The sequence below is a fragment of the Acinetobacter sp. GD03645 genome, assembly GCF_029845285.1.
GTDB lineage: Bacteria > Pseudomonadota > Gammaproteobacteria > Pseudomonadales > Moraxellaceae > Acinetobacter > Acinetobacter corruptisaponis.
In genome coordinates, this window is the sequence record NZ_JAOCLL010000022.1 from 1 (window position 1) to 17118 (window position 17118).

Annotated in this window: 14 protein-coding genes; 5 read left to right on the forward strand and 9 right to left on the reverse strand. The window is 44.9% G+C overall.

What is annotated here, in order from left to right:
- Positions 1-138: 138 nt before the first annotated feature.
- On the reverse strand, positions 139-1371 hold the full coding sequence (gene tyrS / locus N5J47_RS15435; protein WP_279960772.1) for a tyrosine--tRNA ligase: 1233 nt from the start codon (positions 1369-1371) through the stop codon (positions 139-141).
- Between the two features lie 61 nt (positions 1372-1432).
- Here tyrS and N5J47_RS15440 point away from each other — a divergent pair, with 61 nt between their 5' ends.
- Positions 1433-2572 (forward strand): anhydro-N-acetylmuramic acid kinase, encoded by a 1140-nt coding sequence (locus N5J47_RS15440; protein WP_279960773.1) that lies wholly within the window; start codon positions 1433-1435, stop codon positions 2570-2572.
- 52 nt (positions 2573-2624) lie between these two features.
- On the opposite strand, the gene erpA is transcribed toward N5J47_RS15440, so the two are convergent.
- The 7 genes from erpA to N5J47_RS15475 all read right to left on the reverse strand — a co-directional run bounded on the left by erpA (position 2625) and on the right by N5J47_RS15475 (position 9933).
- Positions 2625-2960 carry an iron-sulfur cluster insertion protein ErpA gene (gene erpA / locus N5J47_RS15445; protein ID WP_004675453.1) on the reverse strand — a complete coding sequence of 112 codons (336 nt, stop codon included), beginning with the start codon at positions 2958-2960 and terminating at the stop codon, positions 2625-2627.
- A gap of 123 nt (positions 2961-3083) precedes the next feature.
- Positions 3084-4088: a putative solute-binding protein gene (locus N5J47_RS15450; protein ID WP_279960774.1), complete on the reverse strand. Its 1005-nt coding sequence runs from the start codon at positions 4086-4088 to the stop codon at positions 3084-3086.
- Positions 4089-4377: 289 nt separating this feature from the next.
- On the reverse strand, positions 4378-5385 hold the full coding sequence (locus N5J47_RS15455) for a putative solute-binding protein (protein ID WP_279960775.1): 1008 nt from the start codon (positions 5383-5385) through the stop codon (positions 4378-4380).
- A 216-nt stretch (positions 5386-5601) separates the two neighbouring features.
- A complete protein-coding gene (locus tag N5J47_RS15460; RefSeq protein WP_267982112.1) occupies positions 5602-6603 on the reverse strand; it encodes a putative solute-binding protein in 1002 nt (333 codons plus the stop codon).
- A 215-nt stretch (positions 6604-6818) separates the two neighbouring features.
- On the reverse strand, positions 6819-7826 hold the full coding sequence (locus N5J47_RS15465; protein WP_279960776.1) for a putative solute-binding protein: 1008 nt from the start codon (positions 7824-7826) through the stop codon (positions 6819-6821).
- 43 nt (positions 7827-7869) lie between these two features.
- The gene (locus tag N5J47_RS15470) at positions 7870-8877 is read right to left on the reverse strand and encodes a putative solute-binding protein (RefSeq protein WP_279960777.1); all 1008 of its coding nucleotides are present in this window, start codon (positions 8875-8877) and stop codon (positions 7870-7872) included.
- Between the two features lie 48 nt (positions 8878-8925).
- On the reverse strand, positions 8926-9933 hold the full coding sequence (locus N5J47_RS15475; protein WP_279960778.1) for a putative solute-binding protein: 1008 nt from the start codon (positions 9931-9933) through the stop codon (positions 8926-8928).
- Positions 9934-10235: 302 nt separating this feature from the next.
- On the opposite strand from N5J47_RS15475, the gene N5J47_RS15480 reads away from it, so the two are divergent.
- From N5J47_RS15480 to N5J47_RS15495, 4 genes are all read left to right on the forward strand, one after another.
- Positions 10236-12164 carry an ATP-binding cassette domain-containing protein gene (locus N5J47_RS15480; protein ID WP_279960779.1) on the forward strand — a complete coding sequence of 643 codons (1929 nt, stop codon included), beginning with the start codon at positions 10236-10238 and terminating at the stop codon, positions 12162-12164.
- Between the two features lie 272 nt (positions 12165-12436).
- Positions 12437-12994, forward strand: a complete 558-nt coding sequence (locus N5J47_RS15485; RefSeq protein ID WP_267982116.1) for a VTT domain-containing protein — start codon at positions 12437-12439, stop codon at positions 12992-12994.
- A 210-nt stretch (positions 12995-13204) separates the two neighbouring features.
- Positions 13205-14356, forward strand: coding sequence for a PepSY-associated TM helix domain-containing protein (locus N5J47_RS15490; protein WP_279960780.1), 1152 nt, complete (start codon positions 13205-13207; stop codon positions 14354-14356).
- Complete coding sequence (locus tag N5J47_RS15495; RefSeq protein ID WP_267982118.1) at positions 14340-14516, forward strand: hypothetical protein; 177 nt, start codon at positions 14340-14342, stop codon at positions 14514-14516. The genes N5J47_RS15490 and N5J47_RS15495 overlap by 17 nt, the downstream gene beginning before the upstream one ends.
- Positions 14517-14620: 104 nt before the next feature.
- Here N5J47_RS15495 and gyrB read toward each other — a convergent pair whose 3' ends face one another.
- Positions 14621-17089, reverse strand: a complete 2469-nt coding sequence (gene gyrB / locus N5J47_RS15500; protein WP_279960781.1) for a DNA topoisomerase (ATP-hydrolyzing) subunit B — start codon at positions 17087-17089, stop codon at positions 14621-14623.
- Positions 17090-17118 lie beyond the last annotated feature (29 nt).

Genomic DNA, 17118 nt, shown 5'->3' on the forward strand with positions numbered 1-17118 from the left:
TACGATGCAACCCTGTTTTTTATTATTTTCTTTTGCATGTTTCTTTTTTCTACAAAACTGATGTTTTCGTTGTTTTTATCACCTATTTATGCATAAAAAGCAGGCTCTAGGCCTGCTTTTTATTATTTTTATTTGGATTTAATCAGTGAAAGTCACACGTGCAATCGCTTTTTTGCCTGACTGGATAATCAAAGTGATATTCTCTTTTACAGAGTAGCTCATATCCACCACATTCCAATCGACTTTAACAGCACCACGGCCAACTGCATCTTTCGCAGCTGCAGCATTTGGGTTTAGGCCTGCCACACGAAGAATGGTTGCAATGAACAATTCACCGCCAAACTCAGCACGGGAAATAGTCACTTCAGGCGTGTCTTCTGGTACTTCACCTTCAGTAACACGGTTGCCTGCACTCTTATGTGCATTTTCGGCAGCTTCTGCGTCATGGAAACGTTCAACCAGCTCAAGTGCCAAAATACGTTTAATCTCCTGTGGATTGCGTCCTGCGGCCATTTCATCCAGCAAGCCTTGAATTTCGTCCAGTGATTTAAAACTGAGCAAGTCAAAATAACGTTCAATCAGGCTATCTGGCATTGACAGGATTTTTTGGTACATCGCGCCTGGGGTATCAAACACACCAATATAGTTGCCTAAAGATTTAGACATTTTATTGACGCCATCCAAACCCTCAAGAATTGGTACGGTAATGCACACCTGTGCTTCCTGACCGTAGCGGCCCTGTAAGGTACGTCCCATCAACAGGTTAAAGGTCTGGTCTGTACCACCCAGCTCGACATCTGCCTCAAGCGCAATCGAATCATAACCCTGAACCAATGGGTAGAGGAACTCATGGATCGCAATCGGTTGGTGGTTGCTATAGCGCTTGGTAAAGTCATCACGCTCCAGCATACGTGAAACAGTTTGCTGGCTTGCCAATTGAATCAGGTCAGCGGCAGACTTCTGGTTGAACCATTCTGAGTTAAAGACAACCTTGGTTTTATTTGGATCAAGAATTTTAAATACCTGTTCCTGATAGGTTTTGGCATTGGCTTCAACCTGTTCACGGGACAACGGCGGGCGCGTTGCACTCTTACCTGTTGGGTCGCCGATCATTGCGGTGTAGTCACCAATCAGGAAATAAACCTCATGTCCCAGATCCTGGAACGTTTTAAGTTTATTAATCAGCACCGTATGCCCTAAGTGTAAATCAGGAGCCGTTGGGTCAAAACCTGCTTTCACACGGAGGGGACGATTTTCCTTGAGTTTTTTCAGTAAATCTTCTTCAGAAATAATTTCGTGCGTGCCTCGTTGAATGAGAGCAAGCTGTTCTTCGGCGGGCAAGAAATTTGACATCACAAAACCTAAACACATCAGTTATTCAATTTGTGCGATATACTAACATTTTTTCAGCGTGTTGCAGGGAGAAGTTGCGGTGAACGCAATCTATATTGGTGTAATGACAGGCACAAGCATGGATGGTGTGGATATTGTCGCAGCTTCATTTGGGCCGCTCACGCTACACGCTACGCTAACTGTGCCTTTTGAACCTGAGCTACATGATGAGCTGATGGCACTGACCTTGCCTGATGACAATGAAATTGACCGCATGGGCAAGGCGGATGTGGCTCTGGCGCAAATGATTGGTCAGGGTATCAATGAACTGATTGAAAAGAATAATTTAGACCGCACTCAAATTAAGGCCATCGGTTCACATGGGCAAACCATTCGCCACCGCCCTGAACATGGCTTTACCCTGCAAATTGGTGATCCCAACATCATCACTGAGATCACGCAACTTCCTGTCGTTTCTGATTTCCGTCGTCGTGATATGGCGGCAGGTGGACAGGGTGCACCTCTGGTTCCTGCATTCCATCAGGCACTGTTTCAGCATGACAGTATCCATCGGGTAATTTTGAATCTGGGTGGGATAGCCAATGTCAGTATGTTGCCTGCCAATAACCTAAACGGTGTCTATGGCTTTGATACAGGCCCAGCCAATATCTTGATGGATGCATGGTGTCATCGTCATACGGGGCATCCGTATGATGAAAATGGCGACTGGGCAGCCTATGGCAATCCGATCCGTTCATTGCTGGATCGCCTACAAACCCACGAGTTCTTTGCCAAAGAACCCCCGAAAAGTACGGGACGGGAAGATTTTAACCTGGAATGGCTGGATGAACAGCTGAGCGACTGGCGTAATGGCCTTGATTATGATGAGCTTGAAGATACACCTGAGAATGTGCAGGCCACATTGATGAAACTGACAACGCGGGCGATTAAGAAAGCCATCTACCGCAGCAAGGAGCTAATGCCTACAGGTGAAATCTATGTCTGCGGTGGCGGAGCCTACAACTCACATTTACTGGAACAGTTACGCTGGCGTTTACGCAAGCATAATTGGTCTGTACAAACCACTGATGCTTTAGGACTGGCACCAACCTGGGTGGAGGCAACCGCTTTTGCATGGTTGGCCATGCGCTTTGTTCAGCAACTCAGTGGCAATTTACCCGCTGTTACAGGCGCATTAGGTGATCGTATCCTGGGAACCATCACCGCTGTTCAAGGCTAAAGCAATAAAAAAGGCTTCTCGAATTGAGAAGCCTTTTTATATTTATATTCTATTAAATCGAGAAAGATGAACCACAGCCACAGGTCGTGGTTGCATTCGGGTTTTGGACCACAAAACGAGAACCTTCCAATCCTTCAAGATAGTCAACCACTGAACCCACCAGATACTGATAGCTCAAGGAGTCAACCAACATTTTTACATCACCATTGCTGAATTCAGCATCATCTTCATTGACACTTTCAGCAAAATTAAAGCCATAAGAGAATCCAGAACACCCACCACCCGTGACATAAACACGCAACATGAGATCGTTATTCCCCTCACTCTCGCGTAACTGGCGAACTTTTTTGGCAGCATTATCTGACAATTCAAGAGCTTGGGCGTTCATGATGATGTTCCTCAGACTTCAGTATGTCTTTAAAAAAAATAAAAGACCCGATATTTAGTATAGCATACTCAATATCGGGTCTGTATTTGAAGTTTAAAGTGCGTTTAAAGACTTTTTACAAGATTATTTATAGTTTTCATCTTGTAGCGCACACTCAAAATTCTTGGCATCTTCACGACAACGGAATTGCCATAACAATTTCATCATACGCTTGTCATAAATGCCTTTTGCAGTCAGGTTGATACGTGCTTCACGCATCAGCTTTTGATAGCCAGGCTTGTCAGCCGCAGGAACTTCCATCCAGTATTTTTGTGGAATATCCGCTTTCATCTTGCCAAGAATACCAAAAGCACGTGGTAACTGCGCCTTTACCCATTCCCTTGATTTCTGTCCAAAACCCTCTGGGAATTTCTCAGGATGGATAATCAGGTTACCCGTCACCTGCAAGATTGGATAATTTACAATTGCACCCTTGGTGCCCAAGCCCTTGTAAAGCTCTAAAGGTTTAAATGCTGCTGCTGGTGCACCAATGATATCGACCTGACCATTGTTGAATTTCGCACCAAAGTTGGTGATGTCAGAACTGACCGCCTGGGCACCCACCTGAGAAGCCATAATTTTTTGTGCTTCATCATAGTCCAGAACAGCGATTTTCTTACCTGCCGCTTTGGCGACAGTGTTGATATTACGGTCATTGACCAGCAGGTAGGCATCACCAATCGGGATCACGCCTACAACTTCATACTTACCATTCACCATGGCCTTGGCAAATGTTGGGCTTGCCAATCCCTGCATCACTTTTACCGCAAGCTTCAGGTCTGTGATCGCACCAATCGCATCCAATGAGCCTGTAAACTGGTTAAACTGGCGACCACGCATGCCTGTGATACTGACCCCATCACATTTACCTGCCTTGAAATCTTCCGCTATCACCGCTTCATTGGTCCCCACTTTCAACTCAATATCCGCACCCCAGGTTTTTGCGGCAAGCTGATAATCTTTCATCAGTGCATAAACATCGCCACTTTTACCGACAATGTCGAATACACAAATGGTCTGTTGTGCCTGAGCGCCCGCAGATACCGCAGCAATACCTGTCGCCAGTAGTAGTGTTTTAAACCATTGCATCTTATTTTTTCCTTTGCATCTATGGTGATTGTTGTTACATAACATCCAAAACTAAAAAGTTGCGTTATATCTTTCCAATATCTTCAAATGAACAATATATTTGAAATCAACCATCATTCCTCCTGATGGCTTCAATATATTCTTAAATTCTCAAGATTCCATTTGATTTCTTATGTCTCTGTATAATCATAATCTTAGCAGCTAAAGACAATGACTTAAATGACAATGCTTAAAAAACAAAAAGCCTAGATAAATCTAGGCTTTAAGTGTTTGCTTTAGCAATTACTGATTATTCACCAGGTAAAGCACATTCAAAGTTCGCCTTGTCTACTGAACAACGAGCTTTCTTCAATACAGACATCATGCCTGCATCGTAAATACCACGTTTAGTTAAGTCCATACGACCATCACGCAACAATTTTTGGTATTTTAAAGTGTCTTCAGCACTTAGGTTCATTTTGTATTTTGCTGGAATCTCAGATTCGTAACGCTTGATCATTGCAAAACTCTTAGGCAAGGATTTTACAAAGTAATCACGAGATTTTTGACCAAAACCTGCTGGGAACTTCTCTGGACGAATAATAAGATCCGCAGTCACCTGTAATACTGGGAAGTTAAACATCGCACCATTTGCACCCAAACCTTTGCTTAATTCCAATGGCTTGTATGCATAAGCAGGCGCACCCACCATGTCTACCTGACCGTTGTTGAATTTCGCAGCAAAGTTAGAGATGTCAGACAGTACAGCCTGAGCGCCTACACGCTGAACCATGATTTTTTGTGCATCATCATAACCCAATACCGCGAATTTTTTACCCGCTGCCTTTTCAATTGAGTTAATGCTCTTGTCACGTACAAAAATGTAAGCAGCACCTAGTGGAGAGATACCCGCAACTTCGTATTTGTTACCACCAAGATTAGTGGTCATTTTTGCTGCATTACGTGCATCCAGTACATAGGTAATTGCACGCTGAGCTGTTTCATTGCTTGGCGCACCGCCCAATGAGTCAACAGAACCAGCAAATTTGTTGTACGGACGGGCGCGCATTGCTGTCATTGCCACAGCATCACATTTACCCGCTTTAAAGTTGTTGTCTGCAACCTGTTCATCGGTAATCGCCTGAAGGTTAACATCAGCACCCCAGCTTTTTGCGGCCAGTGCCCAGTCCTGCATCATTTTGTATGATTCACCTGACTTTCCTAATAAGTCGAATACACACACATCAATTGCCGCCTGAGTTGAGGCAGATACACCTAAGATTGAAGTTGTTGCAATAGCCAATGCAATTTTTTTCATATTTTTCATCCTTTCACAAACTTTATGTTTGTCTCCTTGTTCGAAGCAAATATTAATCATGTTTCTTGGAAAAAAATAGAGCTTGTACTCTATTTTTATATCAATATTGTTGATTTTTTGTCCTGTTTTATCTCATTCGCTTATTTTCATAGGCAAATTTGTTATAAACAGCACAATTTGTTTATAAACGGGTTTATTTGAGGCAGCACAATGGCCTTATTCACCGCTGAGTGAACACTCAAAATTGGTCCGTTCCACCGTACAACGCGCACGCTTCAGCACGTTCATCATGCTGGCATCGTAGACCCCCTGTCTGGTCAAATTCATGCGTCCATCACGCAGTAGTTTCTGGTAGCGAATCTTGTCTTCATTGGACAGGGTGATTCTTCTCGCATCCATGCCAGCCTCTAGACGCTGTACCGTTGCAAAGTTGCCTGGTAATTTGTTGATGAACCATTGACGTGACTGTGTACCAAAATTTGCAGGGAATTTTCCAGGCTTGATAATTAAATCACCTGTAATGTTGACCACTGGAAAGTTGAACAATGCCCCATTTGCCAAACCCTTGCTAATTTCCAAAGGTTTGTAGGCATAGGCAGGAGCGGCGATCACATCCACCTGGCCACTGTTAAACTTCTTCACGAAGTCTGAAATGTCGGAGGGTACGGCAACCAGGTCGATGCTTTCAACAATCGCCTTTTGTGCCTGGTCATAGTGGAGGTAGGCGAATTTCTTGCCTTTGGCCTTTTCAATGGTGTCGATATTTTTGTCCCGAACAAAAATGTAGGCCAGTCCAACCTGAATGATTCCTGCAACTTCGTGTTTCTCACCACCGACTGATGCAGTTAAACGGTGTTTGTTGCGGTTATCCAACACAAAGGTAATGGCTTTTTGGGCAATGGCATTACTGGTGACCGCACCAACCGCATCAATTGAACCAGCAAACTTGTTGTATTTACGGGCACGCATGGAAGTCATATAGACACCGTCACACTTGCCTGCATCAAAATCTTGTTCAGCCTTTTCCTCATCCTGATAGGGAATCAGCTCTACATCGCCCTGCCAGTTTTTGGCGGCCAGCTTCCATTCCTCGATCAGTTTGTAAGACTCCCCCGCCTTTCCCAACAAATCGAATACGCAAATTTCTTGTTTTGCCTGTACAGGAGTGGTCATGACAAATAGAGTCGCAGCACTCAATGCCAAAAGTCCTTTTTTCATCTTGTTTTCCCTTATTTGCTGTTTTTGCATATTTTTCCACCAGCGAGAGACAAATATAGTCAGATTTTGACTAAAAGCCTAGTCCTTTTATTTACATACGTCGGGTTTTACTGATTTTTAATAGCACTCATCACATTTTATTCATTGATGAAATATCTATTTCCAATGCCTGATCATTTTTCCAAATCACCATGCAATTCAATCTAGATTGAAATTTATTCACCTCCCAATGAACATTCAAAGCTGGTCCGTTCCACAGTGCAGCGGGCACGTTTCAGTACACTCATCATGATTGGGTCATAAATCCCCTGTTTGGTCAGGCTAATTCGTCCATCACGTAACAGTTTTTGATGACGAACCAGCTCTTCCTTGGGATAACTGACTTTGTATTTTGCTGGAATGTCTTCTTCAAGACGTTTCACCATCGCAAAGCTTTTCGGTAACTGCTGTATGAACCATTGACGTGATTGGACGCCAAAATTGGCAGGGAATTTTCCAGGACGAATAATCAGGTCACCTGTAATGTTGACCACAGGGAAAAGATACATTGCGCCACCATTTTCAATACCTTTCTCAATTTCAAGGGGTTTAAAGGCATAGGCAGGTGCTGCAATTGCATCAACCTGATTACTGTTAAATTTCTTCACAAAATTTGAAATTTCAGAGGGAATTGCGATCATTTCCAAACTATTGATCACTTCTTTTTGTGCCTCGTCATATTGCAGATAGGCAAACTTTTTTCCCTTGAATTTTTCGATTGTATTCATGTTTTTGTCATGCACAAAAACATAGGCCAGACCGAACTGTAGGATTCCCGCAACTTCATAGTTTTGTCCATCCACTACGGTAGATAGACGAGATTTATTGCGTTTATCCAGTGCAAAGTGAATTGCCTTTTGTGCCACATGGTTACTGGTCACACCACCGATCGCGTCAATCGAACCTGCAAAACGGTTGTATTTACGGGCACGCATGGAGGTCATATACACGCCATCACATTTCCCTGCCTCAAAGTCACTTTGGGCCTTGGCCTCATCCTGATAAGGAATCAAACGAATATCAGCCTGCCAGTTTTTTGCCGTAATTGCCCAGTCTTCGGTGATTTTAAAAGCATCTCCAGCTTTACCCAACAGGTCAAAAACACAAATATTCTGTTTTGCCTGGGTTTGCCCCGCAACACTGAGCAATGTTGCGGTAGCCAAAGCGAATAATCCTTTATTCATTTCATCCCCCTATAAAATTATTGAATACTCAACAACTTAAAATCTATTCACCACCCAGTGAGCATTCAAAGCTGGTTCGTTCCACCGTACAGCGGGCACGCTTGAGTACACTCATCATGACGGGGTCGTAAACGCCCTGTTTGGTCAGGTTAATTCGCCCCTCGCGCAGAATTTTCTGATAGCGTACCTCATCCTCTTTCGGCAACTGCACGATGTATTTTGCGGGAATTCCAGCCTCAAGTCGCTTCACCATGGTAAAGCTCTTTGGAACCTGTTTTACGAACCATTCCCGTGACTGCACACCAAAATTTTTTGGAAACTTCTCAGGACGAATAATCAGGTCACCCGTAATGTTGACCACAGGAAACGTAAACATCGCGCCACTCTTGGCAATGCCTTTCTCAATTTCCAGAGGTCGGTAGGCGTAAGCAGGAGAGGCAATCACATCGACCTGACCACTGTTAAACTTCTTCACAAAATCTGAAATCTCTGAAGGCACCGAGACCATTTCCAGACTGTCCACAATGGTTTTCTGGGCAATGTCATATTGTAAATAGGCAAACTTCTTGCCCTTGGCTTTCTCAATCGTATTCACATTTTTGTCGCGCACAAAGACATAGGCCAGACCAAACTGCAAAATCCCTGCAACCTCGTAGTTTTCTCCCTCAACCGTTGCCAGCAAACGGCGCTTGTTACGCTTGTCCAAAGCGAAGCTGATGGCTTTCTGGGCCACATGGTTACTGGTGACACCGCCAATCGCGTCAATCGAACCCGCAAAACGGTTGTATTTACGGGCGCGCATGGAGGTCATATACACCGCATCGCAGAGACCTGCCTCAAAATCATTCTGGGCCTTGGCCTCATCCTGATAGGGAATCAGGCGTATATCTGCCTGCCAATCCTTTGCTGTGACAGCCCATTCCTCAGTCACCTTGAATGTCTCGCCAGCCTTGCCCAGCAAATCAAAAACACATACTTTCTGCTTTGCCTGAGTTTGCCCTGCAACACTCAACAACGCCACGGCAGCCAAAGCAAACAACCCCTTATTCATTTCATTTCCCTATAAAAATTATCAAACGCACAAAAAAACTTAAAAAATCTATTCACCACCAAGGGTGCATTCAAAATTGGTCCGATCCACCGTACAGCGCGCACGCTTAAGTACGTTCATCATGGTGGCGTCATAAATGCCACGTGAGGTCAAGCCGATACGTGCCTCTCGCAGGATTTGCTGATAACGTGTCCTGTCCTCATTGCTCAGATTCATTTTATATTTGGCGGGTAATTCCGCTTCAATCCGCTGAATCAGGGCAAAGTTGGTATTGAGGCGGTTAATGAACCAGGCCCTCGAATGTTGGCCAAAACCACTGGAGAATTTTTCTGGTCGAATGATCAGGTCCATGGTCATATTCACCGCTGGAAACTGAATGATTGCCCCGTCATTTCCTAGCCCCTTATATAATTCCAGTGGCTTGTAGGCATAAGCAGGTGCCGCCATAATGTCGGCCTCACCACTGTTAAACTTTTTGGCAATATCCGAAATATCGGAAAGGACCGCCTGCCCACCCAGGCTTTTTACGACGATCTTTTGTGCCTCGTCATAAGCCAGTACCGCAAATTTTTTACCCTTGATCTGCTCAATGGTGTTCATGTTTTTATCTTTTACAAAGATATAGGCCAGACCAATCTGTGAAATACCTGCAACCTCATAGGATTGCTTGCCAATACGGCTGTTTAGACGGCGCTGGTTACGCCTGTCTAACGCGAAACTAATCGCCTTTTGGGCAATCGCATAGCTGGGAACCGCACCGATTGCATCCACTGATCCCGCAAACTTGTTATAACTCCGCGCCCGCATGGAGGTCATGTACACGCCATCGCATTTGCCCTGCTCAAAATCATTCTGGGCCTGGGCCTCATTCTGGTAACTCAGTAAAGTGATGTCACTACGCCATGTTTTGGCAGCCAGAGCCCATTCCTCCATTGCCTTATAGGCCTCGCCAGATTTTCCCAACAAGTCAAAAACACAAATTTTAGCATCTGCGTTGGCCTGCATACTTGCCCCCAGCATCAGCATTGCTCCCACGGCAAGAATTCCTTTCCTCATCCCTAATCCTGTCACTATACTTCTAATCTTGTTGCTTATTTTTTCATTAAAACTAAATAATAATCTGATTTCCATCACAAAAATAGAGTAAAAACTCTATTTTTACTGATTGAATTGCTGGATTCAATCGAATTGATCTTTAGGGCAGATGCATTGCTGTATTTATATTTCATGCCAAACTCGACAAATTTCGAAGCCAGAATGCAATTTATGAATGAATATTGAATGGCTGCCAGATAAAAATTTGCTTTCATGCACGTTCACCTTAAAATGCAGCCAACTATTTGTAATTTTGCATGCTCATGATCCAGTTTGACCAAGTTTCATTACGCCGTGGTGGGCGAGTCCTCTTTCAGAAAGCATCGATGCAGCTCCATCCTGGCTGGAAAATTGGCCTTACAGGCGTGAATGGTGCGGGTAAATCGACCTTGTTTGCCGCACTTTTGGGTGACCTTGTTGCAGATGAAGGCAACCTGAGCCGTCCCGCTGTCTGGACAGTGGCGCATATGGCACAGGAAATTAGGGCGCTGGAAATGCCTGCACTGGACTTTGTGCTGTCAGGGGATGAGGAATATTGGCAGATTCAGGAAAAACTGGCACATCCTGAACAGCTCAGCAATGATGATTTGGCAAAATTACATGGCCGTTTTGATGAGATTCACGGCTATGCCGCACCTGCCAAGGCTGCCCAGCTTATGGCGGGCCTGGGTTTTCTGGACCATCAAATCCGTTTAAATGTGGCAAGCTTCTCGGGTGGCTGGCGTATGCGCCTCAATCTGGCACGCACGCTGATGAGCCGCTCAGACCTATTGCTGCTGGATGAACCCACCAACCATTTGGATCTAGATGCAATTCTGTGGCTGGAAGACTGGCTTAAAGCCTATGAGGGTACATTGGTATTGATTTCACATGACCGTGACTTCCTTGATGCCATTACCGACCACATCCTGCACATCGAAAATCAGGAACTCATGCTCTATACAGGCAACTACTCCACCTTTGAAACCACGCGCAGCGAACGCTTGGCACAACAGCAACAGGCGTTTGAGAAACAACAGGAAACCCGTGCACATCTACAAAAATTTATTGACCGCTTTAAGGCCAAAGCCACTAAAGCCCGTCAGGCACAAAGTCGTATTAAACAGCTAGAGCGCATGCAACAGCTTGCGCCTGCGCATGTGGACACGCCATTTACCTTTAGCTTCCGTGAACCCAGCAAAATGAGTTCACCGCTGTTAAGTCTGGATATGGCGACAATTGGCTATGGCGATAAAATCATTGCGGAAAAAATCCGCCTGCAAATCACGCCAAGTTCACGCATTGGTCTGTTGGGGATGAATGGTGCAGGTAAATCAACCCTGATCAAAACATTGGTGGGTGATTTACCGCTCTTGGCAGGCGAGCGCAAAGCCTCTGAACTCTTGAACATCGGTTATTTTGCCCAGCATCAAATGGATGCGTTGGATGCAAATGCCAGTCCCATGCTGCAACTGGCCCGCATTGCAGATAAACAAATCAGTGAAGCTTCCTTGCGCGCCTTTCTGGGTGGGTTTGGCTTTAGTGGTGAGCGTATGGACACCCCATGCGAGAGCTTTTCAGGAGGTGAACGTGCACGTCTGGCATTGGCCCTGATTGTATGGCAACGCCCAAATGTGTTGATTCTGGACGAACCCACCAACCACCTAGACCTGAATATGCGTCATGCCCTGAGTATGGCATTGCAGGATTTTGAGGGTGCTGTGGTGCTGGTCTCGCATGAACGCCAACTGATTGCCAGCGTCTGTGATGATTTACTGTTGGTTCATGCAGGCAAATGCACAGAATTTGAGGGTGATTTACAGGATTATGCCAAATGGTTGCGTGAAGCCCGCCAACAGCAGATCAACGCTCAAAATGCCCTACAGCAGCAAAGCGGCAATTCACCCACCCCAAGTGCAAAAGTGGATAAGGAAGCCCAGCGAAAAGAGGCTGCCCGTCGCCGTGAACTGACCCGCCCAATTCGCAAGAACATTGAGAAGGTTGAGGCACAGATTGACAAGGTTCAACCGCGTTTAGCAGAGATTGAACAGGCTTTGGCGGAAAGTGCCCTGTATGAAGCGAATCGAAAAGATGACTTGATCAAACTCATGAATGAGCAAAATGATTTAAAGGCAAAACTAGAACAATTCGAAGAACAGCTTTTGGAGTTGATGATGGAGCTGGAGGAACTGGAAAGTTCATTCGAAACCTAAAAGCTAAAAAAATATCAACCTAACTGGGCAACACCGTCTGGTTAGGTTGAGGCTACTTAAATACCAATAAAGGTGTCATGAAACAACAAAAAAATTAGGCTAAGCTAAAGTTGTAATTTTCCTAGAAAATTGAGCTTTGGGTTCAGGCCCGTTATACTCGACGAGTATCATTTTAAAGTTGAAACTTTCTAATGAAACCAGAGGGTTAAATTTATTTTAATTTTTTGTACCCCATGTTTGGTTGGTACGTTATTTTGGATCGAACAAACTGCATGAGTTCTTTCGACTTTATTTTTAATTTTGAACATTTCCTTCCCATCCTGATTCAGGAATATGGTTTATGGATTTATGCCATCCTGTTCCTGATTATTTTTTTAGAAACAGCTTTTGTGTTTATGTTTTTTTTGCCAGGCGACAGCCTGTTGCTGACCGTAGGTGCCTTGTGCTCCATGATCGAGATCATGCATCTTGGTTATATGATCAGTTTGCTTTTTGTTGCCGCAACCCTGGGTTATATGGTCAATTACCATATTGGCCGTCATTTTGGTGACCGTATCTTTAATATGGAATCACGTTTTATCAAACAGGAATATCTGGTAAAGACCAACACGTTTTTCCTGCGTCACGGTGGCAAAACCATTCTGCTTGCACGTTTTATTCCCTTTGCCCGCTCCTTTGCACCTCTGGCGGCAGGTTCCAGCAACATGAAGTACTTAAGCTTCTGTCTGTATAATATTTTAGGTGCGTTGCTTTGGATTAGTTTATTACTCAGTGCAGGCTACATATTCGGCCATGCGATTATTCAGGTCAGTGATCTGGTCGATAATTAAATCTAGTTTTTATAGAACTGATTTCATCAACCAATCTTGGACAAAAAATGTCTGTCACGCTGGAATTTTTAGTTTGCAAAACAAATAAACAGATGTTCCACGTGAAACAAAATATTAAAATAATAATGCAAATAATTATCACTTAAATTAATATCTAAACAAATATCCCTCTTAGGAAAACCAATGATTATTTTCATTGGATAACGTGCTATGCGCCAAAGCTTATCTTCCGTTAAAAAAACCAATTCACGCTGGTTCCGTCTCAATCTATGGATTCACCGCTGGGTCAGTCTTGTGGTGGTGATTCCGTTCGCAATCCTGTCAATTACAGGTGTGATTCTTATTTTCCATGAAGAAATTGATCACGCACTTGGGGTGGAACCCACTGCCCTAAGCTCATCCCAGCAACGCCCATTGGCAGATTCAATCGCAACTGCACAAAAAACCTACCCCAATGAACAGGTCATCAGTACAGGCTATGATCCAGAACACCACCCTGGGGTACTGCTGATTGGCATGGCAAAGCCGAATCAGGGTTTTGAACAGGCACGCTGGCTGTTTGCGGATATTGGTTCTGCCAGCCTGATCCAGAAACCGAATGAACGCGATACCCTGACGGGTTTCCTGCTTGAGCTACATGCCAACTGGTTTTTGGGATTTATTGGACAATTGATTGGTGCGCTGATTGCATTTTTAGTGTTGCTATCCCTGATCTCAGGTTTGGTGGTTTACGCACCCTATGTGAAAAAATTCCTGTTTGGCATTATCCGTATCGGAAGAGGCCAGCGCCTACTGCAACTGGATTTACATAACCTGATTGGCTCGGCAGTGTTGGGCTGGGCCTTGGTAGTGACCTTTACGGGATTCCTGTTAGGTTTTGGAACAGTGGCGATTGGCGTGTGGCAAATCACGGAACTTAAAGCACTGCAAGAAAAGTATCAGCATGCCACTGTCATCAATCCAAGGCTTGATCTTGATACCATCTATGCCTCGGCACAAAAGGGTGAGTCTGGCTGGCATCCAACCAGTGTCTTTTATCCTAAAACAGAATATTCAACCCAAGGCCACTACATGGTGCTGTTACAGGGAAATGAGGGCCTGAATGAAAAAATGCTGAAAGTTGCCTTGGTCAATGCGGAAACGGGCAAGGTTGATACGGTGGAAGAACTGCCAACCTATCTCAAGACCATTTTACTGTCACAGCCTCTCCATTTTGGTAATTATGGTGGTATGCCCCTTAAAATCCTCTGGACTTTGTGTACCCTGCTAACACTGTTTATCACGCTGAATGGTGTATGGTTATGGTGGGCCAAACGTCAACAAAAGGGCTTAAAAGGAGTAGGCAATGCAACTGTGGAATAAACTCAGCACCTTATGGTTGCTTGCACTATGCAGTATTTCAGGGATTGTCGGGATGCTGTTGATGGAGGGTGTAGCCGATTTTATTTTTCTAGTGGTGACGCTTTTTCCCATTTTGATTGCGATATGGCGAGCCTATGTTCTGCAAAGAAATAAAAAATAAGCCGCAAACCTTTCAATAATTTCCAATAAAGCAGAAGAATCAAAGGCAGGGCTAAAATGATTAGCCCCGCCTTTAAAATAAATTTGAAAAAATGCCTAACTTACTTAAGCATCAATATCGGCATTCAACGCATTTTCCTCAATGAATGCACGACGTGGTTCCACGTCATCACCCATAAGACATGAGAACATACGGTCTGCCTCAATCGCATCATCAATGGTGACCTGCAACATATTGCGGTTTTCAGGGTCCATCGTAGTTTCCCAAAGCTGTTCGGCATTCATCTCACCCAGACCTTTATAGCGCTGGATCATCATGCCACGGCGTGAGTCCTGCAAAATATGCTGCCATACCTGATGGAAACTGTTGACCTGAATACGGCGCTCACCTTTTTGCAGATAAGCCCCCTCCTCAAGCAGCTTGAACCAGCTCTTGGCATTTTTCAGCAAACGTGCATATTCAGCAGAATTGAGCAGACCTGCATCCAGCAAATAGGCATGTGGCAAGTTATGCACGTATACCGTGACACGCGGCCAGTAGTGTGCCGATTTTTCACCCAAGGAGTTTTCACGTTCAAATGATTCCAAGGTAATTTCAGGGCGCAAACTTGGCTGTAGTTTTTCAATTGCCACACGCAATTGCTCAGCCCATGATTCGACATAGTCACGCTCGTGGTTGTGGTCAGCCTTAAATGCCTCCAGCTCAAGCAGGCCATCCAGCAGGCTCGCAGGATAACGCTGGGTGAGGCGCTGTAAGCTCTTCTGTGACACCTGATAATCCGCAATCACACTCGCCAATGCCGCACCTGTAATTGCAGGTGCTTCCGCACTGATATGCAACGCCAACTCATCAATTGCATTGGAGATCAAAAATTCTTCCAGTGCGTCATTGTCCTTGATGTACTGTTCGTGCTTGCCTTTCTTCAATTTGTACAGCGGTGGCTGGGCAATATAGATATAACCACGCTCAACCAGTTCTGGCATTTGACGGAAGAAGAACGTCAGCAACAAGGTACGGATATGTGAACCATCCACGTCCGCATCGGTCATGATGATGATTTTATGATAACGTAACTTGTCTGGATTATATTCTTCACGCCCGATACCACAGCCTAAAGCCGTAATTAAGGTGCCGACTTCCTGACTGGAAATCATCTTGTCAAAGCGGGCACGCTCAACATTGAGAATCTTGCCTTTCAACGGCAAAATCGCCTGCATCTTACGGTTACGACCCTGCTTGGCACTTCCACCCGCAGAGTCACCCTCGACCAGATACAGTTCAGACAAGGCTGGATCTTTTTCCTGACAGTCCGCCAACTTACCTGGCAAACCCGCAATGTCCAGCGCACTCTTACGACGGGTCATTTCACGGGCCTTACGCGCCGCATCACGGGCACGCGCCGCATCAATAATCTTGCCTGCAATTGATTTGGCCGCTTGTGGATTTTCCAGCAAATACGCTGAAAACTCCTTGTTCATGGCCTGCTCCACCGCAGGTTTTACTTCACTCGATACCAGTTTTTCCTTGGTCTGTGAAGAGAATTTTGGATCAGGCACTTTCACTGAAATAATCGCGGTCAAGCCTTCACGGGCATCATCACCTGTCACCGCAACCTTTTCTTTTTTCAGCAGGTTTTCATTTTCCATGTAGCTATTTAAGCCACGGGTAAGCGCCGCACGGAAACCAGCAAGGTGTGTACCACCATCTTTCTGGGGAATGTTGTTGGTAAAGCAGCGTACATTTTCCTGATAGCTGTCATTCCACTGCAAGGCAACTTCGACGGTAATCCCGTTTTCAGCATCAGCGGTGAAATGGAAAATATCATTGAGATGGGTCTTGCCTTCGTTGATGTACTTAACAAATTCAGACAGGCCACCCTCATAATCGTAAACGTGTTCGAGGTTAATCCGTTCATCACGCAATACAATGCGCACGCCAGCATTCAGGAATGAAAGTTCCCTTAAACGGCGTGCCAGAATATCAACATTGAAAATGGTCTGGCTAAAGGTCAACTCACTTGGCCAGAAACGTACAACCGTACCTGTACGCTCTGTTTCACCCACTACCTTTAACGGATATTGTGAATCACCATGCTGGTATTCCTGTTCATGTATTTGACCCGCACGATAAATCGTCAACTGTAGTTTTTTGGATAAGGCGTTTACAACCGATACACCCACACCATGCAAGCCACCCGACACCTTATAGCTGTTGTCATCGAACTTACCGCCCGCATGCAGGATGGTCAGGATCACTTCTGCCGCGGACACACCCTCTTCAGGATGTATGTCGGTTGGAATACCACGTCCGTTATCCGACACGCTGACCGATTCATCCTCATGGATGGTCACCAGAATCTCGTCACAATGACCCGCCAAGGCTTCATCAATGGCGTTGTCCACCACCTCAAACACCATATGGTGCAGACCCGTACCATCATCGGTGTCACCGATATACATCCCAGGACGTTTACGAACCGCGTCTAATCCACGTAATACTTTAATACTAGAGGAATCATAAGCCTTTTCATTTGTTTGTTCTGTTTGAGAGACTGATTGAGACTCTGAACTCATGGTTACTCCCTAGTAATATTGATCTATTT